The sequence below is a fragment of the Calidithermus timidus DSM 17022 genome, from assembly GCF_000373205.1.
GTDB lineage: Bacteria > Deinococcota > Deinococci > Deinococcales > Thermaceae > Calidithermus > Calidithermus timidus.
This window is the reverse complement of record NZ_KB890688.1, coordinates 298,536-324,203: the sequence shown is the minus strand read 5'-3', so window position 1 is coordinate 324,203 and position 25,668 is coordinate 298,536. Positions and strand designations below refer to the sequence as shown.

Below are 25,668 nucleotides of genomic sequence, written 5' to 3'. Positions count from 1 at the left end.
TTCGATGCGGCAACGGCTGTTCTGGATCATCGCTGCGCTGATCTTTCTGCCCAACTGCGTCTTCATCCTGGGGATGTGGTGGCTCGATCCCCAGAGCAATTTTCTCTCCATCGGCGTGCGGGTGGGCTGGCTGTTGCTGCTGGTGCTGATCGCGCTCTTGGTGGGCTCGCTGTTGACTTCAGCCCTGCTACGCCCCCTCACCGAGCTGACCCGCGCGGTCACCTACATGCGCGGCAGCCAGCGCACCCTGGCTGAGCTCAGCCTACCCCGGCCCAGCGAACCACCCCCTCTCGAGATCGCCGAGTTGCGCTCGGGCATCGAGGAGTTGTTGGCCCACATCAAGGAGTTGCTCGAGGCCCGCGAGGCCCTCTTCGCCACCTTAGCCCACGACCTCAAGACCCCCCTGCTGGCCGGGCTACGGGCGCTGGAGTACCTCGAGCAAGCCGACACCATCGGGGCCCAGCAGCGCAAGCAGGTGCTGCACGAGTTGTGGCTGGAGCTGTCGGGGGCTTATCAGTTGGTGGAAAACCTGCTCACCGCCAGCCGTATGGAAAACCAGCGGCCCCAGCTCGAGCCCATCCTGCTGCTTTCGCTGCTGGAAAACATGCGCCTGCGCTTCCAGCGCCGAGCCAGCGAGAAGGGCGTGACGCTGGTGGTCAGCGGCCTCGGTCAGGCCAGGGCCGATCGCTACCTGCTCGAGCGGGCGCTCTCCAACCTCATCGACAACGCCCTGCGCTTCACCCGCAGCCGCATCGTGTTGCGCTGCGGCGAGGGCTGGGTCGAGGTCGAAGACGACGGCCCCGGCTTGAAGGAGCCGCTAGAGCAGCTCTCCCAACCCTTTCGCAGCCAGCGCCTGCGGGGCATCCGGGCGGGCAGCGCGGGCTTGGGTCTGTTCATCGTGCGCCGGGTGGCCGAGCTTCACGGCGGCAGTCTACACAGCTCACAGGGGCCGCTGGGAGGAGCCTGCTTGCGAATCCGGCTGGGGTGAGTATCCGGGCCCCGTTAAAAGTGCTACGGTAGTTACGTGCGCCTGATCATTGCCGACGACCATCCGCTGTTCCGCATGGGACTGCGGGCGGCGCTCGAGCTACAAGGCTACGAGGTGGTGGCCGAGGCTGGCGATGGCCTCACGGCAACCCAGCGAACACAAGAACTAGCGCCCGACGCTGTGCTGCTGGACATTCGCATGCCCGAACTCGATGGGCTCAGCGCCGCTCGTAGGCTGCGCGAGCAAGGTTACAGAGGGCTCATCGTCATGCTCACGACCTTCGGCGAGCCCGCTTTGGTCTACCAGGCGGCCCAGGCCGGCGTCGACGCCTACTGGTCGAAGGAGCTGCCCCCTGAGGAGCTGGGCCAGCGCCTAGGCCGCCTGGCGCAGGGCCTCGAGCCCAAACTACAACTCCCCAACCTGCCCACCCTCAGCCCCCGCGAAAAGGAGGTGCTGACCCAGCTCGCCAAGGGACAGTCCACCAAGGAAATCGCCCGCGACCTCAAGCTCTCCCCCGAAACGGTCAAGGACCACCTCGAGCGGCTGTACGCCAAGCTCGACGCCCGCAACCGGGTGGAGGCGCTCGAGCGGGCCAGGGGCCTGGGACTGCTGTGACCGCTCCCCCGCAAGGGGGTTGGCTTTTATGCAAAACGGCGTTACTTTTGTTACAACTTAGGGGGTCTCACCATGCTCAGACCAGCAGGCATTGCCCTCATCTCAGCCCTGATTTTCATGTTTATTGTCGTGGTCTTCCTCAGTATCGTCATCAATAACGCCGTGGGCAACCAGCGAAACGCCTCCGATTTTCTGAGGACTTCCCAGGCCCAGTTCGCCGCGGAAGCCGGTCTCGACGATGCGGTGGCCGCCGTCTGGCACCGCTTGTGGGGAAGCATCCCCCTCACGGAGCGCAGCCTGACCCGCTACCACACCGAGTTGAGCAAAGATCCCCTCAAGCTGGGCACACCCGGCGCGGTCTACAAAGGTCCCGTCAAGACCCTCCCTGCGGGCTCGAGCTATAGCTACGAAATCAGCCGCTTGCCCGATGTCGTCTCCAATGGGGTCACCCAATCCATACTCCTGCGGGTCAAAGCCACCGGAACCCTCCCCGACGGGAGAACCACGCGCATACTGCAGTCGGATTTCGCCGTTCAGCGGGGATTCTTCCCCTTCGACTTCGCCCTGCTCACCAATAAGGCCGAGTGTCTTTTCTGTCATGCCGACATCAAAAGCCTCGATGCGTTCCGCGGAACGCCCGATGCAGACGACCCTGACTCGTGGTGGCATCGTACCAAAGTGGGGGTGCTGGATAGTCTCATTATGCGCGCCGACGAGCATGCGGGCATGGTAAGTGGCTCACTGCTGACACGCGGCAATGTGTTCCAGCAGAACGGCAGTCCTGGGGTCTCCAACCTGCTCTACACCAACATGACAGTGGGCCAGGACAGAATCAGTCAGGATCAGCCCGTCGCCATCAGCAGCGATCCTAGTTATCAAGCCAACTGCAAGCTAAGCCCCGCCGATTGCCGTATAAAGCGCGCGCTGTATCTCAATTACCCAACCGGCAGCAGCGCCAGCGACTTCCCCGACGGCGAACTACCCACCAGCTTCCCCCTTCCCATCCCTGACGCCAATAACAACCGCGCTATTGACGATAGCGAGTGGAAAGCGGCTTTGGACGAGAGCATGGCCGGAACGAGCGACATGTATCCCGCCGGCAGCATCACCGCAGACATGCAAATAGGGCCAAGCTCCCTCTCCTGGGGAGGAAGCCGCCAAACCCGGACTTCCAGCGATCTGGGTAACCTACCCAACACAGTTATCCTCGACGGCAGCCAAAACCCCATCTTGATCACCGGAACCGTCTTCATCAATGGGGACCTGATCATCCGAGGCAGGGTTAGCGGCAACGGCAGCATCATCGCGCGAGGAAACGTCTACGTTCTGGGAGACCTCACCTACGACTGCACCGCAACCCAGGGCAGGGCCAATTGCGACTACAGCAAGCAAAGCGAATTGCCCCAGCTCAGCCTGATCGCAGGGGGCAGCGTGCTGGTGAGTGATTATGCCACTGTAACCACCCTCAACGAGAGCAAGTTAGACCTGCTGAAGCCAGGCAACGTGCAGGCCAGCTTCACTTACTGCAAGAACGACCCTCCGGACCCTAGCCGGTGCGGCCCACGAAACGACTTCCTCCAACCCAATTTCATCCTGACGCAGATGGCCAACTTCAACCGCGACGAGCTGTGGAAAGCCCTCAATGACCCCAATTACACAGCTCGCTTTTACACCTACGGCGAAGGCGAAGTGTACTATACGAACAACTGCGCCCACAATGCGCAGGACTACAGCGCTTACAGGTCGCTTTCCGAGGCTTCCAAGAGTGGAGGCACAGTTCAGTTGTGTACCGGGGACACGGAAGTAGCCGGAAAAGCCATACCCATACCCGATACATTGCCCGCAAATGTGGCTCGAGCGGCCAAGGTCGAGCTCAATCCCAAGTCCTTCACCGCTGAGGACATCAAAGATCTCTGGATCGAAAGCGTCAGAAACAGGCCCAGCAGTCCATTACGCACCGACGGCCTGCTGTACTCCGCCAACTCCATCTTCTCCGTGCTTCCCCAGGACAACCCCGGCGCGGTGAGCAAAGGCCAGTGGGATTTGCGGGGAGCGCTGGTGGCTCCGGACACCGGTATCCTTGCACCCGGCCCCTGCACCAACGGCGAGGCGGCCAAGACCTGTAGCGTTAATGGCACCACGTATGAAAACTTCGGCCTCAGAATCTACCACGACAGCCGACTGCGGCCCCGTATCGCGCAAGACCAAAAGCTTGGGCTGTTCCGCAGCCAGTGGCAGGTGGTGGCCCGATGAGGTCGCGGGGTCTGACCCTGCTCGAGCTTCTCGTCAGTATGGGGGTGCTGGCGATCTTGTTGGGCATAGGAGTATCGGGCTACGTCAACTACCGGCGGAGCCTGCTCATCCGCGAAGCGACCAGCCAGTTCGTCACCGATCTGGCTTACTGGCGCTCTCAGGCACGCAAGACCTCAAGGAGCTACCAGTTCGTGATCATCGCAAACAGCGGTGCCTACCAGGTAGGTGAGTACGACAAAAGCACGTCTGGCGGCTTCAAGGGCGTCCCCATAACCAAGAACCTGCCTGCAGGGGCAATATTCAGTCGAGTCAGGGATTCAACCTTTCAATTCTTTGCTCCCTACGGCACAACCTCTGCGGCCAATAACTCCATCGAGATCCAGGCTTTAGGTAACCGCAAGCTCCAGGTCAACCTGGTTGGCCTCACGGCCAAGGTGGTGGTCCGTGCGCCGTGATGGCCTTACCCTCATCGAGGTTCTGGTCGCTTTGGTCATCATCACGGTGACCACGCTATTGCTGGGTTACTTCATCAGCGGCTACACCGCTACCAATACCGCCCGCAGCGACACCCAGGCTCAGGTCTTCGCCCGCAGCTACTTCGAGGCGGTGCGCTCAGAGTGGGCCACGCCGTCGGACTATAAAAACAAGCCTCTCCCCGACCCCGCGAGCCTCAGCGGTCTCCCTGCTGGTTTCAGGGTGATCGCTTATGGGGTTATCGGCAAAGAAACTGTAGGAGATGAGGAGATACTGCGGGATATTCGCCTCGAGCTCATCGGCCCCAAGGACAAGACTTTTGTCTTCGAAACGCGGATCGTCAAGCCGCCTTACTAGGAGCTTCAGAGTGAAGCGAGCGCTGCGCCAGGGATTCACCCTTCTCGAGCTTCTGCTCGCCGCAGGCATCACCCTCCTGCTGCTGGGGCTCATCGCCCAGGGCCTGCGCAGCAGCAGCGATACCAGCCGCTATATCCAAACCTCACAGAGTGCCCTCGAGGACCTGCGCTTCGCAGGCAACTTTGTCAGCGACTACCTCTCCACGGCGGTCTTCATCTACCCCAAGGGCATCACCCTCACGCTCAACAGTGGCTGCGAAAGCTACACGGTGTGCAACCCCCTCACCAACAGCAATAAGTGGACCATTGGCACCGACCCCATCATCGCTGCCATCTTGCCGCCTGAAGACTCCAGCATAACCTGCGCCGATAGCTCTACGGGAAAGCGTGGCTGCTACCGTTTCTTCGCCGCCTATACCCTCTCTCGAGGCAAGGTGGTCGAAGCTGCAAGCGGTGCTGAAAATCCCGGCCCCGACCCCATCAACAACGACAAGTGGACGCTTTACGTCAACCTGAAGTACCTCTCCGACCCCAAAGAGCAAAAAGACTTCCAAGATAACGAGATTAGCTTCACGCCCCCTAACCCCAAGATCCCCGTAAAACTGACCAATACCCAGGGCAACCTGCTGGCCGACTACATCAAAGCTGGTGACGGTCTGTCCGTCAGCTTTGAAAGGTGCCTTGACTTTAGTGGTGGAGATATCGCCAGCCTGAGCAGTTGCAGCAATGTGCCACCCGCGAACCTGAGTATCTACACCAGCGCGGCCCGCGTACGCTTCAGCCTTTCGGGCCAGATCACCAGCGGGAGCAAAACCCACACCTTTCCTGGGCCGACTCAGCCGCTGGTTTTTCAGGTAGGAGCTCGCAACCTCAGTATGCGCAAGTAAGTCCTGGTATACTCGAGCCACGTGAAACTGCTCATTACCATCGTCCAAGACGCCGACGCCCCCGGGCTCATCAAGGCCCTGGGCGAAAAAGGCATCCAGAGTACGAAGCTTTCGAGTACCGGTGGCTTCCTGCGCGAAGGCAACACCACGCTGCTGATCGGCCTGGAGGAAGCCCAAGTCGAAGTCGCCAAGGAGATCATCCGCGAGAAGTGCCGTACGCGCACCCGCCTCATCACCCCCGGCGTTCCGCTGGCCGAAGCCCCCGATCCTTTCCTGGCCCAGCCGGTCGAGGTCAAGGTAGGCGGAGCGGTGGTGTTCGTGCTGACGGTAGACGAGTTCTTGAAGGTCTGAAGCAGGCAGCTGGGCAGACGCCAGGGATGGCTGCAGCGCCCCCGCTTGACAGTGGGCAAGGGGTTTGGCTAAACTTGTGAGCGCTGTCAGGCTCAGCCCCTGGCGCTAAAACTTGCCTCCATAGCTCAATTGGTAGAGCTCCCGACTCTTAATCGGTAGGTTCCAGGTTCGAGCCCTGGTGGGGGCACCAAAACAAAGTTCAGCACGAAGAAGGCCGGGGTGTTCGTTGCCCCGGTTCTTCGCTTTGTATCCACAGAGTCGGTTCATCGCAGATGTGCAAATCAGCAAAGCAATACCGATTTCACGTGCTACCATTGGCGCGTCTCGTGAGAAGGCTTATTCGTTCCATGCTCAATCGGCTGCTCACGATCCCTTTCCCACACAGGTGGGCTTCGCTGCTGGGTATGGTGATTTGGGGATATGGCTCGAGAGAACTCGGAGCCTCCCAAACCCTGGGGCTATTCGGCTTCATTCCACTTCTGCCTTGGGTCTGGCGCGATGGACAGCGCAGCCTGCTGTGGCTGGCGCCGCTCTACCTGGCCTACATGGGTACTCTCTTCGCCTTCCGCAATCGCCAGATCGAAGCCGTGTTCATGCCGCACGGGGTACTGCCCAGCCTCCTGGCCTTGATCCTTCTGGCCCTGTGGCGACAGCGCGAGCTCAGCCAGCAGATCCAGATGCGCGAGACCCTGCGCCAGATGCAGGTGCTCGAGGAGGGTAGCATCGAGATCAGCGCCGCCCTTGAGCCTGCAGAGCTAGCGGAGACGGGAGTGGAAGCGGTAGCCAAGCTCGGGGTGGCTCCTCACATCGCCTTCATACGCTTTCGTGAGGGCAAGCCGGTGGTCATCAGCGCTCGCGGCGACCTCCGGCGCTACCAGGGGCACAAGCTACCGCGCCAGCAGCTGAGCATGCGGGCAACCCTGACCGACTCCTTCTCGCTGGGCAGCTACCTCGAAGGTGTGCCCGAGAGCACCAAGTGGTCCAGTGCTGCCGTGCCGGTATCGGCCCGCCAGGGCCGGTCGCTAGGTGTGCTGATCCTGGCGCGGGACGGAGCAAAGCCCTTTCAACCCGACGAGAAAGCCCTGGCGACCTCGCTGGCCCGGGTGATGGGGGCCCAGCTTGGGCAGATGGAGGCGCTGCAGCAGCTCGAGGCCGCCTACGACGGAACCCTGCTGGCGTTGGGGGTGGCGCTGGAGTATCGTGACCACGACACCCAGGGCCACACCCGCCGGGTGGCGAGCTGGGCCGAGCGGCTGGCCAGTGAGATCGGCTTGGATAATCGGGACCGGGAGTACCTCCGCTGGGGAGCCTATCTGCACGACATCGGCAAGCTGGGCGTTCCGGACAGAATTTTGCTCAAGGAGACGCAGCTTACCGACGAGGAATGGCGTTTGATGCGCATGCATGTGCAGATCGGCTACGAGATGCTGTGTAAGGTGCCCTTCCTGCCCAGGGAAACCCTCGAGGTGGTGCGTTATCACCACGAGTCCTGGGATGGACACGGATACCTCGAGGGGTTGAGGGGGGAGGGAATCCCCCTGCTGGCTCGCATCTTCGCCGTGGTGGACACCTTCGACGCGCTGTGCTTCCCCCGCCCCTACAAAGAAGCCTGGCCGGCTGAACGCATTCTGGACGAACTCGAGCATCAGCGCGGACGCAAGCTCGATCCGACGCTGGTAGACACCTTCTTAGCGCTCAACCCCCTGAGCGAGCCCTCGCTCGAGGTGAGCGAGAACGCAGCACCCCCGGTAAAATAACCAGGTGTCCAACCTTTTTCCACCGCTTCCCGAGCCACCCCGCAGGGCCCTGCTCGAGGCCGACTTGCCCAAAGGGGAACCCTGGGGTTGGCTGTTGGCCGGAGTTCTGCTGGGGGCCGAGACCCTGGCGCGTAAACTGCTCACCCAGGGGCTGAGCCCTGGCCTGGCCCAAATTGTCCAGGAGGAGTTGTTGGCCCTGCGTCAGCGCCTGCACGTGCTGCGTACCTCGGACAGGCTATCCAGCTTCGGCCTGCGTGAGCCCAGCCCAGCCGAGCTCGCAGCCCTGCAAGTGCTCGAGCACGGCGACGCCGACGACCTGCTGGAGCTCTACCGGCGGCACGGCTACGGATCCTTTGCCCGCCACAGTGCTTATCTGTTCGAGGGCCGCCTCGAGGTCGTCATCAACCCCGACCCGGTCGATTTCTCCGCCCTGGTGGGCTTCGAGCGGCAGATCACCGCGCTCAGGACCAACGTCGAGCGCTTCCTGCGCGGGCAGCCCGCCCTGCCTACGCTGCTGTACGGAGCCAGAGGCTGTGGGAAGTCCACGGCGGTAAAGGCCCTGCGCAGCACCTACGCCTCCGAGGGGCTGCGGCTGGTGGAGGTGCTCTACCGCGGGCTGGGCCACCTGCCGCACCTGCTCGAGACCCTGCGCCCGCTGCCCCAGAAATTCCTGCTCTACCTCGACGACCTGGCCTTCAGCGCCGAGGACCCCGGCTTTCACCAGTTGAAAGCGCTCCTAGAAGGAGCGGTGTACCAGCGACCCCCTAACGTGCTGGTCGTCGCCACCTCCAACCGCCGTAACCTCATCAACGAGTCCTGGGCCGACCGCCCCGAGCCCGGCGACAACGACCCCGCCGCCTGGGACACCCTGCAGAACAAGTTGGCCCTGGCCGACCGCTTCGGCCTGGTGCTGACCTTCCCCCCCTTCGACCAGCAGAGTTTCCTGCGCACGGTGAGCTACCTGCTGGGCCGCGAACTCGACGACACCACCCGCCAGGCTGCCCTGCGCTTCGCCCAGGAAGGCCGGGGCTTTTCCGGACGCACCGCCCGGCAGTTCGCCGACTGGTATCGTTGAAATGAGCGAGCACTTACGCATACAGGTCCAGACCTATCTGGAGATCTACGACCCCCTGGGCATGGCCGGGCTGGCGGCGCCGGAAGTGCTGTACGCCTCGGTAGCCCCGGAGGTAGTGAGCGCCCTCGAGCAGGCCACCGACCCCGAGGCGCTGGCTCAGGCGGTCCACAGGGTGCTCTACCTGAGCTACGGCACCCAGGCCGGGCACCCCCGCGACTACCAGGAGCTTGCCCGCGAACTGTGGAGGCTGAAGGCGCAGGGTGCGGGCTGACACCATAACCCGACCACCCGGAAGGTACAATCCAGGGCATGAGCGACGAACGCCTGGCTCAGCTCCCGCCCAAGCTCCAGCAGGTGGTCAAGGCCCTGGGTTCGGCCCCCAAGGTCCTCAAGACCGAGATGCTGCTGGAATTCGCCAAGAAGATGCCGCCTCTGCCCGAGGGCATGGAGGCCAAGCTCGAGCAAGTCCACGAGTGCACCACACCCTTCTTCGTGCACGCCGAGCTCGAGGGCCCCACCGTGCACCTGTTCTTCGACGCGCCTAAGGAGGCTCCTACCGTGCGGGCCTTCGCCGGGATGCTGGCGGAGGGGCTCGAGGGGGAATCCCCCGAGACGGTGCTGAGCGTCCCCGAGGACTTTTACACCCTGGCCCGCCTCGAGGAGGTGGTGACCCCTCTGCGCCTGCGGGGCCTGCAGGCGGTGCTCGCCCGCATCAAGCGGCAAGTGCGCGAAGCCCTGAGCGCATAAAATTCCAAGCTAAGCTCGCCCAGAGCCCCTCGTGAGGGGGTTCATTTTCTTTTCATGGACCTCTGCTATTTCCTCATCTTGGAGACACATGACTGTACGGCTGGAGGTTTAGCCTATGGTACGCGCTTTCGCTCTGTTGCTATTGCTAGGGATATCCTTGGCCCAAGGCTTCCGGGGTCTCTCCCTCTCGACCCCCTACCCCAACCAGACCGTCCGAACAGGTGAAACGCTAACCCTTCCCATCGAGCTCAAGAACTTCGGCCTGCCCCCGCAGGTCGTGCAGGTGCAGGTGATAGAGGTGGCGCCCGGCTGGAAGGCCAGCCTGCTGGGCGGCGGACGGGTGGTGGGCGCGGTCTACCTAGCCCCGGACGCCACCCAGTCGCTCAGCCTGCGTCTGGAGCCGCCCAGGGGCGTGAAGGGTGGAAGCTACCGCTTCCGCCTCCTCGCCACGGGAACGAATGCGCGGGCCGAGCTCCCCATCACCCTTACCGCTGGCGAGGTGCTGCCCAAGCGGCTGTCGCTCGAGGCCGAGCTGCCGGTGCTCAAGGGCACGGCGGGCTCGAGCTTCCGCTACCGTGTAACGCTGCGCAACGAGAGCGACCAAGACTTGCTGGTCAACCTCGAGGCCGAGGCCCCCCAGGGTTTCCAGGTCTCCTTCACCCCCTCCTTCGCCAGCCAGCAGGTCACCAGCCTGCCGGTCAAGGCCGGGGAATCGCGCGACCTCGACGTGGAGGTCTCTCCGCCGCGCGAGGTGGAGGCCAGGGCCTACGGCGTCACCCTGCGGGCGCTGGCCGGTGAGGCCAAGGCCGAGCTGGCCGTGACTTTGCAGATCAGCGGTCGGCCCGAGCTCACCCTCTCCACCCCCGAAGGACGCCTGTCGGGACGGGCCTACGCGGGCCGCGACAACCCCATCAAGCTGGTGCTGAAGAACACCGGCAGCGTGCCCGTGGAGGAGGTGAGCTTCTCCTCGAGCGAGCCCTCGGGTTGGGAGGTCAAGTTTGACCCTGAGAAGCTCGAGGCCATCGCTCCCGGCAAGGAGGCCGAGGTCACCGCACGGGTCAAGCCGACCTCGAGGGCGGTGGCGGGCGACTACATGCTCACCCTGCGGGCCTCGGCCGGGGAGGCTTCGGCCTCGATGGACTACCGGGTCACGGTGCTGACCTCGACCGCCTGGGGCATCGTGGGAGTGGGGCTGGTGGCGGTGGCTCTGGGCGTGCTGGGCTTCGCCGTCTCGCGCTTTGGGCGGCGGTGAGGGCTATGGTCATCGAGACCCACGAGCTGAGCAAGCGTTATGGTCGGGTGGTGGCCGTGGAGGGGCTCAACCTAGAGGTGGGCGAGGGCGAGGTCTTCGGCCTGCTGGGCCCCAACGGCTCGGGGAAGACCACCACCATCCTCATGCTGCTGGGCCTGACCGAGCCCACAGGGGGCACGGCACGGGTGCTGGGCCACGATCCGGTGCGCGAGCCCCTCTCGGTCAAGCGGCAGGTAGGCTACCTGCCCGACTCGGTGGGCTTCTACGGTGAGATGAGCGCCTGGGAGAACCTGCGCTACACCACCCGCCTGCTGGGCCTATCCCGCGCTGAGGCCGAAAAACGCATTGGCGAAGTCCTGGAGCGCATGGGCCTAGCCGACGTGGCCCGGCGTCCGGTCGCCACCTTCTCCCGCGGGATGCGGCAGCGGCTGGGGCTGGCCGAAGTGCTGCTCAAACGCCCCAAGGTGGCCATCCTCGATGAACCCACGCTGGGCTTGGACCCCGAGGCTGCGCTGGAGTTCCTGGCGATGATCCGGGGGCTCAAGGCCGAGGGCATCACCGTGCTGCTCTCCTCCCATCTGCTGCACCAGGTGCAGGCCATCTGCGACCGGGTGGGGCTTTTCCACCGGGGGCGCATGGTGCTGGTGGGCACGGTGCGCGAGCTGGCCGAGCGGGTGCTGGGCGGGGCTTACCGCATCCGCGTGCGGGCTAGCGCCGGGGCGAGCCTGGCCGAGCGGCTCAAAAGCCTCGAGGGCGTGGGCGCGCTGCGGCAGCAGGACGGTAGCTGGTACCTCGAGGCCCGGCGCGACCTGCGCCCCGAGCTGGCGAAAGCGGTGCTCGAGGCGGGTGGAGAGCTGCTCGAGCTGGGGCTCGAGGAGCCCAGCTTGGACGAGGTCTACGCCCACTACTTCCAGGGGGTGCGCCATGCTGAGGCCGCGTGAAGGTTCGCCCTGGACCGGCCTTTGGGCAGTCTTCTTCAAGGAGCTGGCCGACCACCTCTCCAGCATTCGTATCCGCTTGCTGGAGGTGCTCATTGCCCTCAGCGCCCTGGGCGCGGTCTACACCGCCAGCCAAACCCTGCGCCAAACGGTGAGCGAGGACCCCTTCCTCTTCCTCAAGCTCTTCACCACCGAGCAGGACCCCCTGCCCTCCTTCGTGGCCTTCCTCAGCTTCTTCGTACCCCTGGCCGCCATCGCCCTGGGCTTCGACGCGGTGAACGGGGAGCATGGGCGCAACACCCTCTCGAGGGTGCTGGCCCAGCCCATCTACCGCGATGCCCTGCTCTTCGGCAAGTTCCTGGCCGGCCTGACCACGCTGGGGGTGGTGCTCCTGGCGCTGTTTTTGCTGGTAGCCGGCCTGGGCTTGCTGTTTTTGGGAGTACCGCCGGGCGGGGAGGAGGTGGGCCGGGCGCTGTTGTTCTTGCTGGCCACGCTGGTCTACGCTGGCATCTGGCTGGCTTTGGCTATCCTCTTCTCGGTGCTCTTCCGCCAGCCGGCTACCTCGGCGTTGGCGGCCATCGCGGTCTGGTTGTTCTTCACCATCTTCTGGGGCATCATCGCCCAGCTTCTGGCCCAGGCCCTGCGCCCAGTGGACCCCTTCAACCCCGAGAGCGAGCTGGCCAACGCCCAGGCGCTTTTGTTTTTCTCACGCTTCTCGCCCAACACCCTCTACGCCGAAACCATCCTGGTGCTGCTCAACCCGGCGGTACGCTCCTTGGGACCGGTACTTTTCACCCAGCTCGAGGGCGCCCTCATCGGCACGCCGCTGCCCCTCTCGCAGAGCCTGCTGCTGGCCTGGCCCCAGCTCACCGGGATGCTTGCCGTCTGCACCCTCCTTTTCACGCTCACCTACGTGCTCTTCCAGCGGCGAGAGGTGAGGGCGTGAAGGGACGAAGGGTCGAACGCCAGTCGTACGCCCCACGTCGTGCCCAAGGCGCTAAACATGGGTTTTAGCCCTCGACCTTGGACCCGGCGCTTACCCTAGGCTTCTGCCTGCGCCGCCTATGTCCGCGCGGGGTGGGGGCTGGGGGGCGGGTGAAGGGGCGCTCGTAGGCTTTGCCCTGGTGGGCCACGAGGCCAACGTCCTCGAGCTCGAAGAGGATCCGCAGCGCCCCCTGGAGCATGCGGCGGGAGGCCTCTCCCGCCAGCAGGACCGCGCCGCCTAGCCGCTCCCCAATCAGCGAGCCCTCGCTGCTCCAGAAGTGCCAAAGGCCCATTTCCACATCGGCGAACACGGGCAAACCCCCCTCAACGACGGCGTGGCGGTAAGGGTGGGGTTGGTAGAACTCGGCGGCTAAGCGCTGCCATAGCTCCTCCTCCAGCGCCAGCAGATCGGCGCGGAGGCGGGCGCGCTCCCGTTCGCTCAGGCCAGGCTGGTCCAAGCGCTCGCGCAGGGCCAAGCGCTCGGCCTCGAGATCGCGTTCCTCGGAGGGTGCCTCCGGCTCGGGGGGTAGCTCACCGTAAGGGTTCTGCCGCAGGGCGGGCTTGCCCAGCATGGCCGCCTCGGCCTCGCGGTAGCTAGGATACTCGACCAAGCGCCCCTCCTCGATGCCCCAGAAGCGGGTAGCGACCTTTTGCACCAGGGCCCGGTCGTGGCAGACGAAGAGCAGGGTGCCCGGATACTCGATCAGGGCGCGCTCGAGCGCCTCGAGCAGCTCGAGCTCGAGGTGGTTGGTGGGCTCGTCGAGCACCAACAGCCCGGCCCTCAATCCCGACAGCAGGGCTAAGCCAGCCCGCGCCCGCTCCCCGCCGGAGAAGCGGGCGGGCGGGTCGAACCAGTGGGGTGGGCGAAAACCCATGCGGCCCAGCATGGCCGAAGCCCTGGCCTCGCCGAAGCGCTCGCGGAACTGCTCGAAGAGGCCCTTTTCGGGCTCGAGGCCGTGGAAGTGCTGGTCTAGGTAGGCCGTGCGCACACCGGGCATCAGCTCGCGCTCGCCCTCATCGGGCCACTCCTGACCCAGCAGCACCCGCAGCAGGGTGGTCTTCCCCGAGCCGTTGGGGCCCAGCAGGGCGATGCGGTCTCCACGAAAGATGCGCAGCTTCACACCCCTGAGAACGGTACGCACCCCTGGCGCTTCGGGGGTCTTGTACGACTTCTTCAGCTCCCGCACCTCGGCCACCAGCCTGGGCGTGCCCTCGGCGGCGAGCTCGAGGCTCCAACGCCGTTGTGGGGGCAGGGGTTCGGGGGCCTCGATGCGCCGGGCGCGCTGCCTGAGCTGGGCTTTCTGGGCCCGGCGACGGTCCTGGCCTGGCCTGCGCCGGTCGGGGAGGGCCGCCAGCAGGCGCTCACGCTCCTTCTCGGCCTCCTTACGGGCCTTCTCGAGGGTGCGCTGGATGCGCTCCTTCTCCTGCAAATAGGTGACGTAGCCGCCCGCCACCCGGATGAGTTGGGCGGCCTCGAGGTGATAGACGGTGCTGGCGACACGGGCCACCAGCGCGCGGTCGTGGGAGACAAGGCCCAGCGCGCCGGGGTAAGCCAGCAACAGGTCTTCCAGACGCAGGCGCATGCGCAGGTCGAGATGGGTAGTGGGCTCGTCCAAGAGCAACACCTCGGCCCCGGAGAGGAAGGCCATCGTCAATCCCAGCCGCACCCCCTCCCCCCCCGAGAGCCCTGACGCCTCCCGCTCCCACATCTCCTCCCCCAGGCCAAAGTCGGCCAGGGTGCGGCCAACGCGCCCCTTCCAGAAGCTCAGCTCGCGCACCCGCTCCCAGGCCGCCGCACTCTGCTCGGGGGGAAGTTGCTCGAGCAGCTGCTCGGCAGCCCACAAAGGCGTGCTGCGGTAAGCCAGCTCCCAAACGCTCCCCCCCGTGGGCCTGAAGTCCTGGGGCAGGTAGAACACCCGGGTACCCTTTAGGCGCTCGAGGCGGCCTCCGTCGAGGCTCTCCCGGCCCGCCAGGACGCGGAGCAAGGTGGTCTTGCCCGCGCCATTGGGGCCGATCAGCACGGCCTTCTCGCCCCGCGAGAGCCTGAAGTTGGCCTGGCTGAGGATCTTGCGCTCGCCAAAGGCCTTCTCGGCCTCGAGCAGCCGCAGGTAGACGAGCGAAGCCGACATGGCGGGCCGTCAGCCAGAGAAGGGAAAGCGCGCCACCTCAACCAAGCTACCATCGGCGGCGTCCTGCACCAGGGCGGCCTCGCGCACCACGAAAGACTTGTAGTGGGGCAGGGGCAGTACCCGCAGCAAGTCGGCGGCGGCCTCGGGGCTTAGCCCCAGCGCCAGGGTGAGGTGCGGGATGTAGCTGGGGCCCTCGATCTCCTTTAGAGGGGAAGCCAAGGGCTCGAGGGCGTGGTGAAGCTTGCGAAAAGGGGTTCCGCCGTAGGCCCGCAAGTAGACCACCCCTTGGGGAAAGCTGCCCCACCCCCCCAAGCGAAGGCGGAAAGGGGCGTGGCTGCGCAGGATGCCCTGCACCGCCTTCTTCAGCGATTCCTCACCGTGCTCCCACTCGAAAGGCTGCCGCAGGTTGAGGTGCGGCGGGCCGAAGCCCCTGACCCGGTGCTGGCGTTGCAGCTCGCGCAAAAAAGCTCCGAGTTCCTCGGGGGGCCAGACCAGGATGCCGTACACAAGCGGCAGTATACAAGCTAGCTCGGGATTACCGGGAATCTTCCCATCAGTACGAATACGGGTCCCGCCATCCGAACCCCCTCAGCGCTCTCCCTCCTCGGCCAGGCTCCGCGCCCGTAAGGCCAGGTGCAAGCGGGCGAGGGTCTCTGGGCTCTTGAGCGAGGCCCCCAGGCGCTCCTCGATCTTCTGCAGGCGGTAGCGCAGGGTGTTGGGGTGGACGTGCAGGGCCTCGGCGGTGGCGGTGAGGTCGCCGGAGTGCTCGAGGTAGCGCTCGAGGGTGCGCAGTTCCTTGGGGGAAACGGGCAGAAAACGCTCGACCAGGGCCCTGAGGTCTTCGGGTGACTGCTGCAGCAGCACCCAGGCCACCGGGTCGAGTTGCCCGAAGCCCAGCGCCTCCCCTACCCTCGCCGCCTTGAGGGCGATGAGGGCCTCGCGGTAGGCGGCCTGCACCTCGGAGGGGTCGGCGTGAACGGCGGAATAGCCCAGCCGTACCCCTTCGGGCGCGGTGGAGAGCAGAGCCTGCACTTCCCGCGCCACGTCGTGCACCTGCCACAGCACCACCGCCCGCGCACCCCGCCCAGAGAGCAAGTAGGGCACCCCCAGGCGCTCGAGATAGGCTCCCGCCGCCTGCTTGAGCCGCATCAACACCTCCCGCCGCCAGGCCTCGGCCAGCCGGTGCCGTCCGGTGGGGGCCGGGGCTTCGATCAGGGCCAGGACCAGGGCCAAGCCAGGTTGCAGGCCGAAAGCCAGAGCTCGCTCGGGCTCGGCCTCCCCCAGCAACAGTTCATCGAGGAAGGCTGCCCCCAGGCTCTCTTCCTGGGCCCGCTCGAGGCTGCGCTCGCGCGAGCGCAGCCTCAAGAGCCGCGCCGCCAGCTCGAGCAGACCGGCGGACCGGTTCAGCCGTTCCCCCTCGCCGTAAGCCACCAGCCGCCACTCCCCTGCCTCCAGCGCCAGGTGGCGGGGTCCGCGCCCGACCTCTTTGGGGTGGTGTGCGGGAACCGCGCCCACCCAAGCCAACACCTCTCCCCAAGGAGCCAGCAGCACCAGCGGCAGCCCCGTGATGGCCCCCAGCGCCTCGAGAAAGCCGCGGTAATCGGTCAGCCGCGCCAGCAAAAGCTCGAGGGTATTGACCATCCCCAAAGCCTCCCGGCTGCGGGCTTCGGCCAGGCGGCGGCGGGCCTCGTCGAGCGCGGTGGCCGGCGAGAGCCAAGGCGGCAGCAGGGCCAGCCCGTACCCTGAAGCCAAGCAGGTCTGCTCGAGGGCGGCGAAGTCCTCCTCCACCCGCACGAAGCAGCCGGCCAGGAAAGGGCGCAGCCGGGGCACCAGGCGGGTCGAGGAGCCCACCAGCACCACGCCCTGCGCCAGCGAGGGGCGCTCGGAGGGTTCCAGCAGCGTCACCTCCTTGCTGCTGGGGACGCGGATCTCGAGCCTCAGGCTCTGGGCCAGATCGTCAAATTTCATGTTTCCTCCAAAGTAAAGCCTTTGATTTGTTATTATCTACAAAATAACCCGCGTCACCCATGGCAAGCCCACAATCAGCGGTAAGTTCTTTGTGTTATTAGACAATTTTCCCCAACATATTTGTATGATCCCAAGCTAGCCCCGCGGGCTCGAGCGCTGTACCTTCGCCTTATCAACAAACCAGGCCAGGCCCTAGCCCACAGGAGGAATACATGGCCCGAAGCGGAAAAGAATACCTCGAGGCCCTGCGGCACAACCCCCCCAACCTTTGGTACAAGGGGGAGAAGGTCGAAGACCCCAGCACCCACCCGGTGTTCAAGGGCGTCGTGGCCAATCTGGCACGGCTTTACGACATGCAGCACGACCCCAAGTACCGCGACATCCTCACCTACGAAGAGGATGGCAAGCGCCACGCCATGAGCCTGCTGCCCGCGCGCAGCAAGGAAGATCTGGCGCGGCGCAGCGCGGCCTACAAGCTGTGGGCCGACGCCAACTTAGGCATGATGGGTCGCTGTCCCGACTACCTCAACGCCGTGCTGATGGCCTACGAGCACAGCGCCGATTTCTTCGGCGAGTTCGCCGACAACGTGCGCAACTACGTGGCCTACGTGCGCGAGAAGGATCTCGCCACCACCCACTGCCTCACCAACCCCCAGGTCAATAGGGCCAAGCCCGTCACCGAGCAACCCGATCCCTACATCGCGGTAGGGGTGGTCAAGCAAAATGCAGAGGGCATCGTGGTGCGCGGAGCCCGCATGCTGGCAACCCTGCCCACCGCCGATGAGTTGCTGGTTTTTCCAAGCACCCTGCTCAAAGAGGGACCGGGCGCCGATAAGTACGCGGTAGCCTTCGCCATCCCCACCAGCACGCCAGGGCTGCACTTCATCAGCCGCGAGAGCCTGGTGGCGGGCGACTCCTCTTACGACCACCCCCTCTCCAGCCGGGTCGAGGAAATGGACTGCCTCACGGTCTTCGACGACGTGTTCGTGCCGTGGGAGCGGGTCTTCATCCTGGGCGACCTGCAGCGCTGCAACAGCGCCTACGCCGAAACCGGAGCCCTCATGCACATGGCCCACCAGGTGGTGGTGCTCAAGAACGCCAAGACCGAGGCTTTCTTAGGGCTCGTGAGCCTGATCGGAGAAGCCATCGGGGCCGACGCCTTCCCCCACGTGCAGGAAAAGATCGCCGAGCTGATCGTGTACCTCGAGGCCATGAAGGGCTTCTGGGCCAGGGCCGAGCGGGACGCGCAACCCAATCAGTACGGCCTGATGTGCCCGGATCGCAGCGCCATCGACGGGGCGCGCAACCTCTATCCCCGGCTCTACCCCCGCATCAACGAGATCGTGCAGCAGATCAGCGCCTCGGGCCTCATCACCCTGCCCAGCGAGAAGGACTTCGAGGGGCCCATGGGACCATACCTCGAGAAATACCTCCAGTCGGCGACACTGGGGGCTAGGGAACGGGTCCAGCTCTTCCGCTTAGCCTGGGACATGACCTTGAGCGCCTTCGGAGCCAGGCAGGTCCTCTACGAGCGCTTCTTCTTCGGCGACCCGGTGCGCATGTACCAGACGCTGTTCTCGGTCTACGACAAGGAGCCCTACAAGGCCCGTATCAAGGAGTTCCTCGGCTGGAGCGAATCCCCCAAGGCCGAGGCAGTGGTGGGGAATTGAGGTGCTCATGGAGATCGCCCAGCCTACCCTCACCGAGCTGTTCAAGAGCGCCCTGGCGCGCTGGGCCAGCGGGGTAAGCGTCGTAGCCGCCGAAGCCGCGGGTGAGCGCCGCGGCATGACGGCCAGCTCCTTCTCCTCGCTGAGCCTCCGGCCCCCCTTGGTCCTGGTCTGCATCGACGAGGGTGCCAACCTCCTCGGCCTCCTCGAGCGCAGCCAGCGCTTCGTCATCAACCTCCTGGCCGAGGGGCAGCAGGCTGTGTCCAACCACTTCGCCGGTCGCCCCGGCACCAACCTCGACTTCGAGCCACTCAACCCCGACCTCTCCATCGAGGGAGCGCTGGCCACGCTGTACTGCTCGAAGTGGCAGCTCTACCCCGGAGGGGACCACCGCATCGTGGTGGGCCAGGTCGAGGCCGTCAGGCTGGGCAAGGCCGAAAAACCGCTGGTTTACTGGAACCGGGCTTACCACAGCCTCCGCTGATCACACGCGAGGGGAGGGATACCACATGGCCATGACCCCAAACATCATCCGCATCGGCCACGGGGTGTTCTACGTGACCGACTTGGCGGCTTCGCGCCACTTCTACGTGGAGTTGCTGGGCCTCAACGTGCTGCACGAGAGCGCTTCGGCGCTGTACTTGCGCGGCAACGAGGACCGCGAGTGGACCTTGAAGCTCGAGCTCGCCCCCGAGGCCGGCGTCAAGCACCTGGCCTACCGGGTGGCCTCAGAGGCCGACCTCGAGGCCCTGATCGCTCTGGCCGAGGCCGAGGGCCTGCCCTGGCGCTGGGAGAGCGAGCAGGATCGGCCCAAGCTGCTGCGCTTGCAAGACCCCTTCGGCATCCCGGTGGCCTTCTACACCGAGTCGGTGAAGTACCCCTGGCTGCTGCAACGCTACGACCTGCAGCGCGGACCAGGATTGCAGCGCATCGACCACATCAACGTGATGAGCCCGAAGGTCGAGGCCACCCTGCGCTGGTACATGGAGCGGCTGGCCTTCCGCCTCACCGAGTACACCGAAGACGACGAGGGCCGCATCTGGGCAGCCTGGATCCAGCGCCGGGGCGGGGTGCACGACCTGGCCCTCACCAACGGTGCCGGCCCCCGGCTACACCACTTCGCCTACTGGATGCCCGACTCGCTGTCCATCCTCAGGGCCTGCGACATCCTGGCCGGGGCCAGAGAGACCGACGCCATCGAGCGCGGGCCCGGTCGCCACGGTATCTCCAACGCCTTCTTCCTCTACCTGCGCGACCCCGACGGGCACCGCATCGAGCTCTACACCTCCGACTACCTCACCGTGGACCCCGATTTCGAACCCATCCGCTGGCACCTCAACGACCCCCGCCGCCAGACGCTGTGGGGAGCCCGGACGCCCAAGAGCTGGTTCCTCGAGGGCTCGCGGCTGGAAGCCTTCGGGGGCGGCTGGGTGGAACTGGAGGAAGCGCAGCTGCAAGGCCTCCCCCAGCACGTCATCTGAAGCCGAAGCCCGCGGGCTGCTTGATGCTCGAGGAGCGCCATAATAAACTGACGCAACCTTATACAAACGAGTGTTAGTTTGGTATAAAAGCTCAAACCTCAGGGGTGAAGGGTGAACGAACGCGTGGCAATCATCGGAGCGGGGACCATGGGGCGCGGCATCGCGCAGGTGGCGGCCCAGGCCGGGCATCCGGTGCTGCTCTACGATCCCTATCCTCAAGCCCTCGACAAAGCTATGGCCGAGATCGAAGCCGAGCTGCAAAAAGCCGCCGAGAGAGGCCGCTTGCAGGACGGGGTCGAGGAGATCCTGGGACGCATCGAAAGCGTTTCCCAGCTCGAGTCCTGCGCGGGGGCCGAGTGGGTCATCGAAGCCGTGCCCGAGCAGCTCGAGCTCAAGCAGCAACTGCTGAGCAGGTTGGGCGAACTCAACCCCCAAGCCGTCCTCGCCACCAACACCTCCACCCTCTCCATCTCGGCCATCGCGGCCAGGGTGCCGCGTCCGGAGCGGGTGGTGGGATTACATTTCTTCAACCCGGCCCAGCGCATGAAGCTCGTCGAGGTCATCCCCGCGGTGCAGACGGGTGAAGAGGTGGTGCGGCAGGCGCTCGAGCTCTCCCGCCGCTGGGGCAAGGAGCCGGTGCGGGTGGGAGACTTCCCCGGTTTTCTGGTCAACCGGGTGGCCCGCCCCTTCTACGGCGAGGCCCTCCGGCTGCACGGCGAGGGCATTCCCAAGGAGCACATCGACTGGATCCTGCGGGGCATGGGCTTCCCCATGGGCCCCTTCGAACTGATGGACCTCATCGGGCTGGACGTGAATTACGCCGCCTCGCAGTCGGTGTTCAAGGGGATGTATGCCGAACCCCGCTACCGTCCGCACACCCTTCAATACCAGCGGGTGGCGGCGGGCCTGCTGGGGCGCAAGAGCGGCGAGGGCTGGTATAAGTATCCACCCGGCCCCCCGGTCCCGCCCACACCCCCCAAGCCCGACCCGGCTTCGGCCCCGCTGGCTTTTATCGTAGGACCCAACCCTTTAGCCCAGGAATTGCGTGCGCGCTTCCGCCACACCGAGGAGGTAGGCGAGGCCGATTTCGTGCTGGACTGCCGGGTGTTGCTCGAGCGCAAGGCCGATTTCCTCGAGGACCTTCCGGTGGTCACCCTAACTTGGGGTCACTCGGCCAGCCTCGCCAGCGCCGGCTACGGTCACCGCCCAGTGGCGGGCTTCAGCCTGGTACCCCCCCTCGGCGAGCGCAGCGTGGCGGAAGTCATGGTCCCCCTGAGCGGCCCCAACGCCGCCTCACAGATCGCAAAGCGCTACTTCGAGGCCCATGGCCACACCACGCTCGAGCTACCCGACCAGCCCGGCGGGGTGGGCTTTCGCATCCTGGCCCTGCTGATCAATGAAGCCGTCTCGGCCCTGGCCGAGGGCGTAGCCGGCGCCGCCGAGATCGACAAGGCCATGCGGCTGGGCACGGGCTACCCCAGGGGACCGCTGGAGTGGGCCGAAATCCTCTGGCTCAAACCGGTCTTGCGGGCGCTCGAGGGCCTACACGCCGAGCTAGGCGAAGACCGCTACCGCCCCAACCCCCTGCTGCGCCGCATGGTAGCCGCAGGGCTGGAAGGCTTCGGCAGTATCGTGGGTTTGCCCTGGGCAAGCCCCGTTGCAAAGGAAAGCGCTTAGGAGGTCAGGCATGAAACGATGGTTCTTTCTTCTCGTCGCGGCATTAGGTTTAGCCCTCTCCCAGCAACCCGCCCCCCTCAAAATCGGGGTGGTGGTCTCGGCCACCGGTCCGGCGGCCAGCCTGGGCATCCCCGAGAAGAACACCTTCTTGCTGCTGGAGGAAGAAGCCAACAAGCGGGGAGTCGCCGGGCGCAGGGTGCAGTTCATCATCCTCGACGATGCCTCCGACACCACCCAGGCCGTGCGCAGCACCCGCAAGCTGATCCAGGAAGATGGGGTGCTGGCCATCATCGGCACCACCACCACCCCGGCCTCCTTGGGTATGATCGACGTGGTGGCCGAAGCCAAAGTGCCCATGATCTCGCTGGCCGCCTCCAAATCCATCATCGCCCCCGTGGACGCCAAGCGTAGCTGGGTTTTCAAGACCCCCCAGACCGAAGAGCTCATGGCCCGCGCCATCATCGCCGACATGAAGGAACGCGGGGTCAAGAGCGTAGCCTACATCGGCTTCAACGACGCCTACGGCGAGGGCTGGTGGACCTTCTTTTCGCAAGAAGCCAAGGAAGGGGGCCTCAACGTCGTAGCCAGCGAGCGTTATGCCCGCACCGACACCTCGGTTACCGGCCAGATCCTCAAGATCATCGCTGCCCGTCCCGACGCCGTGCTCATCGGGGCTTCGGGTACCCCGGCAGTGTTGCCCCAGCGCACGCTGAACGAACGTGGCTACAAGGGATTGATCTACCAGACCCACGGCGTGGCCAACCCCGACTTCCTGCGCGTGGGCGGCAAGGACGTCGAGGGAACCCTGCTGCCCGCCGGGCCTATCCTGGTGGCCGAGCAACTGCCCTCCGGCTTCCCCTCCAAGCGGCCCGCACTGGACTACATCACCCGCTACGAGACCAAATTCGGCATCGGCAGCTACTCCACTTTCGGAGCCCACGCCTACGACGCTTGGCTGATCCTCAGGCCGGCCCTCGAGCGCGCCCTCAAGAACGCCAACCCCGACAACCTCACGGCCTTCCGCGCGGCCCTGCGCGATGAGCTCGAGGCCACTAAGAACGTCGTGGCCTCGCACGGGGTGTTCAACTACTCCAAGGACGACCACCTGGGCCTGCGCTTCCAGGACACCGCCGTGATGGTGCAGGTGCAGAACGGACGGTGGAAGCTGGTGCGGACGTTCAGGTAAGAGCCAATGGCCCATAGCGGATAGCTGATAAAAGGAGTCGCTGCCAACAGCTATCCGCTACTGGCTATCAGCGGGTTTTATGGACTGGACGATCTTCTCCTTCCTCCTGGCCGATGGGCTGCAGAACGGCACCATCTACGCGCTGCTGGCGCTGTGCCTGGTGCTGGTCTTCGCGGTGACCCGGGTGATCCTGGTGCCGCTGGGCGAGCTGTTGATGTTTGCACCGCTCTCCTACGCGCTCTTGCTGCAGGGCCAGTTTCCCGGCACCGCCTGGCTCTCGGCGTCCATGCTGGTAGCCTGGGCCCTCCTCGATCGCAGCCGCCTGCGGCTGGCCCTGGCGCTGTTGCTCCTGGCAGGGGGGCTGCTGGGGCTGGCCTACTGGGGCTCCCACGGGGCTCCGGGATGGGTGGCCTGGCTGCTGGCCGTGCTGGTCGTGCTGCCGATGGGGCCGGCCACCTACCGCCTGTTCTTCGAGCCGCTGCCCAGGGGCACAGTGCTGGTCTACCTGATCCTGGCGGTGGGCCTGCACTTCGTGTACCAGGGGCTAGGGCTGGTCTTCTTTGGGCCGGAACAGTACCGACCACCGCCTTTGCTCTCGGGTGAGGCCAACCTGGGCTCGCTACCCCTGCCGCGCCAGGTCTTCGTGGTCTATGCCTTCGCCCTCCTGGCGATGCTGGGGTTGTACCTCTTCTTCACGCGCAGCCTCTACGGCAAGGCCCTCAGGGCCTGTGCGGTCAACCGGCTGGGGGCCCGCATCAGCGGCATCAACCCCAGCGAGGCCGGGCGGGTGGCCTTCCTGCTGGCCACGGCCATAGCCGCCGTGAGCGGCATGCTGATCGCCCCGCTGGTCAACGCGGCCTACTTCATGGGCTTCCTGCTGGGGCTCAAGGGCTTCGTGGCCGGTATCCTGGGCGGGCTCATCAGCTACCCGATGGCCGTAGGCGGGGCGCTGGTGGTGGGACTGCTGGAGTCCTACAGTTCCTTCGTAGCCAGCGCCTATAAGGAAGCCATCGTCTTCGCCCTGCTGCTGCCGGTGCTCTTCTGGCGCAGCCTGCGCACCCTCGAGCTGGGAGGTGAGGAGGAGTGAGAGCCCTGCTCCTGGTAATTCTGGCGCTCCTGCTGCTGGCGCCGCTGTTTCTTCCACCCTTCTACATCACCCTGCTCAACTTCGTGGCCTTCGGTTCGCTGGTGGCTTTGGGGCTCTACTTGCTCACCGGGATGGCGGGCATGACCAGCTTCGGTCAGGCCGCTTTCATGGGCCTGGCGGCCTACACCACCGCCCTGCTGAGCACCAAGCTGGGGCTCTCTCCCTGGCTCACCCTGCCCATCGGGCTGCTCTTCGCCGGGGTGGGGGCGCTGGTGCTGGGCGGGCTCACCGTACGGCTCAAGGGTCACTACCTGCCGCTGTCCACCATTGCCTGGCAAATGGCCCTGTTCATCGTGCTGGGGAGCTGGACCACCCTCACCGGCGGCCACACCGGGCTGCCCGACCTCCCGGCGGTCTCAATCATGGGTTTCTCCTTCCGCACGGAGGGCAGCTTCTACTACCTGAGTTGGACTTTTGCGCTGCTGGCGGCCTGGGGCGCGGTCAACCTGACCGGCAGCCGGATAGGGCGGGCGCTGCGGGCGCTGCGTGGCGACGCCGTGGCGGCGGCCAGCTTCGGCGTGCACCCCCCCAGCCTCAAGCTCCAGGTCTTCCTGCTGGCGGCCCTGCTGGCGGGGATCGCCGGTTGGCTGTACGCCCACTTCCTGCGCTTCGTCAACCCCAGCCCTTTTGGCCTCGAGGCTTCCATCAAGTACCTCATCATGGCCGTGGTGGGGGGCATCGGCAGCATCCCCGGCGTCTTCCTGGGAGCCTCGCTCATCACGGGGCTGGAGGAGTGGCTCAAGGACATCCTGCCCAAGGTCTTTGGCCGCACCGGCAACTACGAGGTCATCGCCTACGGGCTGGTGCTCGTGGTCATCCTGATCCTGGCCCCCAGAGGGCTGTGGCCCTTCCTCGAGCGCTACCTGCCCCGCCCCACACCGCGCAAGCCGCAAGGGATGGGGCTGCCCGCCAGACAGGGGCAGGGGTCCCCGGTACCCAAAGGAGAGGTGATCCTCGAGGTCGAACACCTCAGCAAAGCCTTCGGCGGCCTGCTGGCCGTGTGCGAGCTCTCCTTCCAGCTTCGCCGGGGAGAAGTTCTGGGCCTCATCGGCCCCAACGGCGCGGGCAAGAGCACCTGCTTCAACCTGATCACGGGCGTTCATGGCCCCACCAAGGGCCAGGTGCGCTTCAAAGGGGAGGTGATCTCGGGGCTTGCCCCGTTCACGGTGCACGAAAAGGGCATTGGTCGCACCTTCCAACACCCCCACCTCTTCCCCGAGATGACCGTGCTGGAAAACGCCGCTCTGGGCACCTACGCCCGCACCCGCTCTGGGATGCTCCCCTGCCTCCTGGGCATCAACCGCCGTGAGGAAGCCGCCGCCCTCAGCGAGGCCTACCGGGCATTGGAGCGTGTGGGGCTGGCCGAGTTGGCCCACCACAAGGCCGGAGGGCTGGCCCTGGGCCAGCAGCGCCTGCTGGAGATCGCCCGTGCCCTGGCTTCCAGCCCCGAAGTGCTCCTGCTGGACGAGCCTGCGGCGGGGCTCAGGGCTGCGGAGAAGCTCGAGCTGGCCCGGCTGATCCGCCGCCTGGCCGCCGAGGGCATCACGGTGTTGTTGGTAGACCACGACATGGACCTGGTGATGGGCTTGGTAGACCGCGTGGTGGTGATGCATTACGGTGAGAAACTGGCCGAGGGCACCCCCCGCGAGGTGCAGAAGAACCCCAAGGTGATCGAGGCCTACCTGGGCCAGGAGGTGGCCTGATGAACCACAGGCTAAACGTAGGACGCTCTTTGG

The 25,668-nt window shown here is 65.4% G+C and carries 24 protein-coding genes and 1 tRNA gene; 22 read left to right on the top strand and 3 right to left on the bottom strand.

Annotation, left to right across the window (positions count from 1 at the left end; genetic code table 11):
- Positions 1-4 precede the first annotated feature (4 nt).
- The 15 genes from B047_RS0104765 to B047_RS0104695 all read left to right on the top strand — a co-directional run bounded on the left by B047_RS0104765 (position 5) and on the right by B047_RS0104695 (position 12,639).
- Positions 5-988, top strand: a complete 984-nt coding sequence (locus tag B047_RS0104765; RefSeq protein WP_018465817.1) for a sensor histidine kinase — start codon at positions 5-7, stop codon at positions 986-988.
- 36 nt (positions 989-1,024) lie between these two features.
- A complete protein-coding gene (locus B047_RS0104760; protein ID WP_018465816.1) occupies positions 1,025-1,603 on the top strand; it encodes a response regulator transcription factor in 579 nt (192 codons plus the stop codon).
- Positions 1,604-1,675: 72 nt separating this feature from the next.
- Complete coding sequence (locus tag B047_RS0104755) at positions 1,676-3,856, top strand: pilus assembly PilX N-terminal domain-containing protein (RefSeq protein WP_018465815.1); 2,181 nt, start codon at positions 1,676-1,678, stop codon at positions 3,854-3,856.
- Positions 3,853-4,311 carry a GspH/FimT family pseudopilin gene (locus B047_RS0104750; protein ID WP_040779361.1) on the top strand — a complete coding sequence of 153 codons (459 nt, stop codon included), beginning with the start codon at positions 3,853-3,855 and terminating at the stop codon, positions 4,309-4,311. The genes B047_RS0104755 and B047_RS0104750 overlap by 4 nt, the downstream gene beginning before the upstream one ends.
- Positions 4,301-4,687 carry a type IV pilus modification PilV family protein gene (locus tag B047_RS0104745; protein WP_018465813.1) on the top strand — a complete coding sequence of 129 codons (387 nt, stop codon included), beginning with the start codon at positions 4,301-4,303 and terminating at the stop codon, positions 4,685-4,687. The genes B047_RS0104750 and B047_RS0104745 overlap by 11 nt, the downstream gene beginning before the upstream one ends.
- Before the next feature lie 10 nt (positions 4,688-4,697).
- On the top strand, positions 4,698-5,573 hold the full coding sequence (locus B047_RS0104740; RefSeq protein ID WP_018465812.1) for a hypothetical protein: 876 nt from the start codon (positions 4,698-4,700) through the stop codon (positions 5,571-5,573).
- 21 nt (positions 5,574-5,594) lie between these two features.
- Positions 5,595-5,924: a cyclic-di-AMP receptor gene (locus B047_RS0104735; RefSeq protein WP_018465811.1), complete on the top strand. Its 330-nt coding sequence runs from the start codon at positions 5,595-5,597 to the stop codon at positions 5,922-5,924.
- Positions 5,925-6,038: 114 nt separating this feature from the next.
- Positions 6,039-6,114: transfer RNA gene (locus tag B047_RS0104730), tRNA-Lys, on the top strand.
- Between the two features lie 214 nt (positions 6,115-6,328).
- Entirely contained in the window at positions 6,329-7,681 is a 1,353-nt protein-coding gene (locus B047_RS0104725; RefSeq protein WP_169336586.1) for an HD domain-containing phosphohydrolase, read from the top strand.
- 4 nt (positions 7,682-7,685) lie between these two features.
- Complete coding sequence (locus B047_RS0104720) at positions 7,686-8,756, top strand: ATP-binding protein (RefSeq protein WP_018465809.1); 1,071 nt, start codon at positions 7,686-7,688, stop codon at positions 8,754-8,756.
- 1 nt (position 8,757) lies between these two features.
- Positions 8,758-9,027 carry a DUF1871 family protein gene (locus B047_RS0104715; protein WP_018465808.1) on the top strand — a complete coding sequence of 90 codons (270 nt, stop codon included), beginning with the start codon at positions 8,758-8,760 and terminating at the stop codon, positions 9,025-9,027.
- A 38-nt stretch (positions 9,028-9,065) separates the two neighbouring features.
- Positions 9,066-9,503 carry a SufE family protein gene (locus B047_RS0104710; protein ID WP_018465807.1) on the top strand — a complete coding sequence of 146 codons (438 nt, stop codon included), beginning with the start codon at positions 9,066-9,068 and terminating at the stop codon, positions 9,501-9,503.
- A gap of 115 nt (positions 9,504-9,618) precedes the next feature.
- Positions 9,619-10,755, top strand: a complete 1,137-nt coding sequence (locus B047_RS0104705; protein WP_018465806.1) for a COG1470 family protein — start codon at positions 9,619-9,621, stop codon at positions 10,753-10,755.
- Between the two features lie 5 nt (positions 10,756-10,760).
- Positions 10,761-11,696 carry an ABC transporter ATP-binding protein gene (locus B047_RS0104700; RefSeq protein WP_018465805.1) on the top strand — a complete coding sequence of 312 codons (936 nt, stop codon included), beginning with the start codon at positions 10,761-10,763 and terminating at the stop codon, positions 11,694-11,696.
- Positions 11,680-12,639, top strand: a complete 960-nt coding sequence (locus tag B047_RS0104695) for an ABC transporter permease (protein WP_018465804.1) — start codon at positions 11,680-11,682, stop codon at positions 12,637-12,639. Before B047_RS0104700 ends, B047_RS0104695 begins: the two co-directional genes overlap by 17 nt.
- 64 nt (positions 12,640-12,703) lie before the next feature.
- Here the strand turns inward: B047_RS0104695 and B047_RS0104690 are convergent, their stop codons facing one another.
- The 3 genes from B047_RS0104690 to B047_RS0104680 form a co-directional block, all read right to left on the bottom strand.
- Positions 12,704-14,806 carry an ABC-F family ATP-binding cassette domain-containing protein gene (locus tag B047_RS0104690; RefSeq protein ID WP_018465803.1) on the bottom strand — a complete coding sequence of 701 codons (2,103 nt, stop codon included), beginning with the start codon at positions 14,804-14,806 and terminating at the stop codon, positions 12,704-12,706.
- A 9-nt stretch (positions 14,807-14,815) separates the two neighbouring features.
- Positions 14,816-15,313, bottom strand: a complete 498-nt coding sequence (locus B047_RS0104685) for a 2'-5' RNA ligase family protein (RefSeq protein ID WP_018465802.1) — start codon at positions 15,311-15,313, stop codon at positions 14,816-14,818.
- Positions 15,314-15,394: 81 nt separating this feature from the next.
- Positions 15,395-16,774 (bottom strand): PucR family transcriptional regulator, encoded by a 1,380-nt coding sequence (locus B047_RS0104680; RefSeq protein ID WP_018465801.1) that lies wholly within the window; start codon positions 16,772-16,774, stop codon positions 15,395-15,397.
- Between the two features lie 212 nt (positions 16,775-16,986).
- On the opposite strand from B047_RS0104680, the gene hpaB reads away from it, so the two are divergent.
- The 7 genes from hpaB (at position 16,987) to B047_RS16260 (ending at position 25,635) form a co-directional block, all read left to right on the top strand.
- Complete coding sequence (hpaB, locus tag B047_RS0104675) at positions 16,987-18,444, top strand: 4-hydroxyphenylacetate 3-monooxygenase, oxygenase component (protein WP_018465800.1); 1,458 nt, start codon at positions 16,987-16,989, stop codon at positions 18,442-18,444.
- A gap of 7 nt (positions 18,445-18,451) precedes the next feature.
- Positions 18,452-18,925, top strand: a complete 474-nt coding sequence (gene hpaC, locus B047_RS0104670) for a 4-hydroxyphenylacetate 3-monooxygenase reductase subunit (protein ID WP_018465799.1) — start codon at positions 18,452-18,454, stop codon at positions 18,923-18,925.
- Positions 18,926-18,950: 25 nt separating this feature from the next.
- Entirely contained in the window at positions 18,951-19,922 is a 972-nt protein-coding gene (gene hpaD / locus B047_RS0104665; RefSeq protein ID WP_018465798.1) for a 3,4-dihydroxyphenylacetate 2,3-dioxygenase, read from the top strand.
- Between the two features lie 111 nt (positions 19,923-20,033).
- Positions 20,034-21,599, top strand: coding sequence for a 3-hydroxyacyl-CoA dehydrogenase NAD-binding domain-containing protein (locus tag B047_RS0104660; RefSeq protein ID WP_018465797.1), 1,566 nt, complete (start codon positions 20,034-20,036; stop codon positions 21,597-21,599).
- Between the two features lie 10 nt (positions 21,600-21,609).
- Positions 21,610-22,785: an ABC transporter substrate-binding protein gene (locus B047_RS0104655; RefSeq protein WP_018465796.1), complete on the top strand. Its 1,176-nt coding sequence runs from the start codon at positions 21,610-21,612 to the stop codon at positions 22,783-22,785.
- A gap of 79 nt (positions 22,786-22,864) precedes the next feature.
- Positions 22,865-23,872 carry a branched-chain amino acid ABC transporter permease gene (locus B047_RS0104650; RefSeq protein ID WP_018465795.1) on the top strand — a complete coding sequence of 336 codons (1,008 nt, stop codon included), beginning with the start codon at positions 22,865-22,867 and terminating at the stop codon, positions 23,870-23,872.
- On the top strand, positions 23,869-25,635 hold the full coding sequence (locus B047_RS16260; protein WP_018465794.1) for a branched-chain amino acid ABC transporter ATP-binding protein/permease: 1,767 nt from the start codon (positions 23,869-23,871) through the stop codon (positions 25,633-25,635). The genes B047_RS0104650 and B047_RS16260 overlap by 4 nt, the downstream gene beginning before the upstream one ends.
- Positions 25,636-25,668: the final 33 nt, after the last annotated feature.

What these genes read in the sequence shown, in the direction of transcription:
- B047_RS0104755 (WP_018465815.1), top strand. Translation starts at nt 1,676, where the DNA reads ATGCTCAGACCAGCAGGCATTGCCCTCATCTCAGCCCTGATTTTCATG.
- B047_RS0104695 (WP_018465804.1), top strand. Translation starts at nt 11,680, where the DNA reads ATGCTGAGGCCGCGTGAAGGTTCGCCCTGGACCGGCCTTTGGGCAGTC.
- B047_RS0104700 (WP_018465805.1), top strand. Translation starts at nt 10,761, where the DNA reads ATGGTCATCGAGACCCACGAGCTGAGCAAGCGTTATGGTCGGGTGGTG.
- B047_RS0104750 (WP_040779361.1), top strand. Translation starts at nt 3,853, where the DNA reads ATGAGGTCGCGGGGTCTGACCCTGCTCGAGCTTCTCGTCAGTATGGGG.
- B047_RS0104715 (WP_018465808.1), top strand. Translation starts at nt 8,758, where the DNA reads ATGAGCGAGCACTTACGCATACAGGTCCAGACCTATCTGGAGATCTAC.
- B047_RS0104650 (WP_018465795.1), top strand. Translation starts at nt 22,865, where the DNA reads ATGGACTGGACGATCTTCTCCTTCCTCCTGGCCGATGGGCTGCAGAAC.
- B047_RS0104725 (WP_169336586.1), top strand. Translation starts at nt 6,329, where the DNA reads ATGGTGATTTGGGGATATGGCTCGAGAGAACTCGGAGCCTCCCAAACC.
- B047_RS0104680 (WP_018465801.1), bottom strand. Translation starts at nt 16,774, where the DNA reads ATGAAATTTGACGATCTGGCCCAGAGCCTGAGGCTCGAGATCCGCGTC.
- B047_RS0104690 (WP_018465803.1), bottom strand. Translation starts at nt 14,806, where the DNA reads ATGTCGGCTTCGCTCGTCTACCTGCGGCTGCTCGAGGCCGAGAAGGCC.
- hpaC (WP_018465799.1), top strand. Translation starts at nt 18,452, where the DNA reads ATGGAGATCGCCCAGCCTACCCTCACCGAGCTGTTCAAGAGCGCCCTG.
- B047_RS0104705 (WP_018465806.1), top strand. Translation starts at nt 9,619, where the DNA reads ATGGTACGCGCTTTCGCTCTGTTGCTATTGCTAGGGATATCCTTGGCC.
- B047_RS0104710 (WP_018465807.1), top strand. Translation starts at nt 9,066, where the DNA reads ATGAGCGACGAACGCCTGGCTCAGCTCCCGCCCAAGCTCCAGCAGGTG.
- B047_RS0104765 (WP_018465817.1), top strand. Translation starts at nt 5, where the DNA reads ATGCGGCAACGGCTGTTCTGGATCATCGCTGCGCTGATCTTTCTGCCC.
- hpaD (WP_018465798.1), top strand. Translation starts at nt 18,951, where the DNA reads ATGGCCATGACCCCAAACATCATCCGCATCGGCCACGGGGTGTTCTAC.
- B047_RS0104655 (WP_018465796.1), top strand. Translation starts at nt 21,610, where the DNA reads ATGAAACGATGGTTCTTTCTTCTCGTCGCGGCATTAGGTTTAGCCCTC.
- hpaB (WP_018465800.1), top strand. Translation starts at nt 16,987, where the DNA reads ATGGCCCGAAGCGGAAAAGAATACCTCGAGGCCCTGCGGCACAACCCC.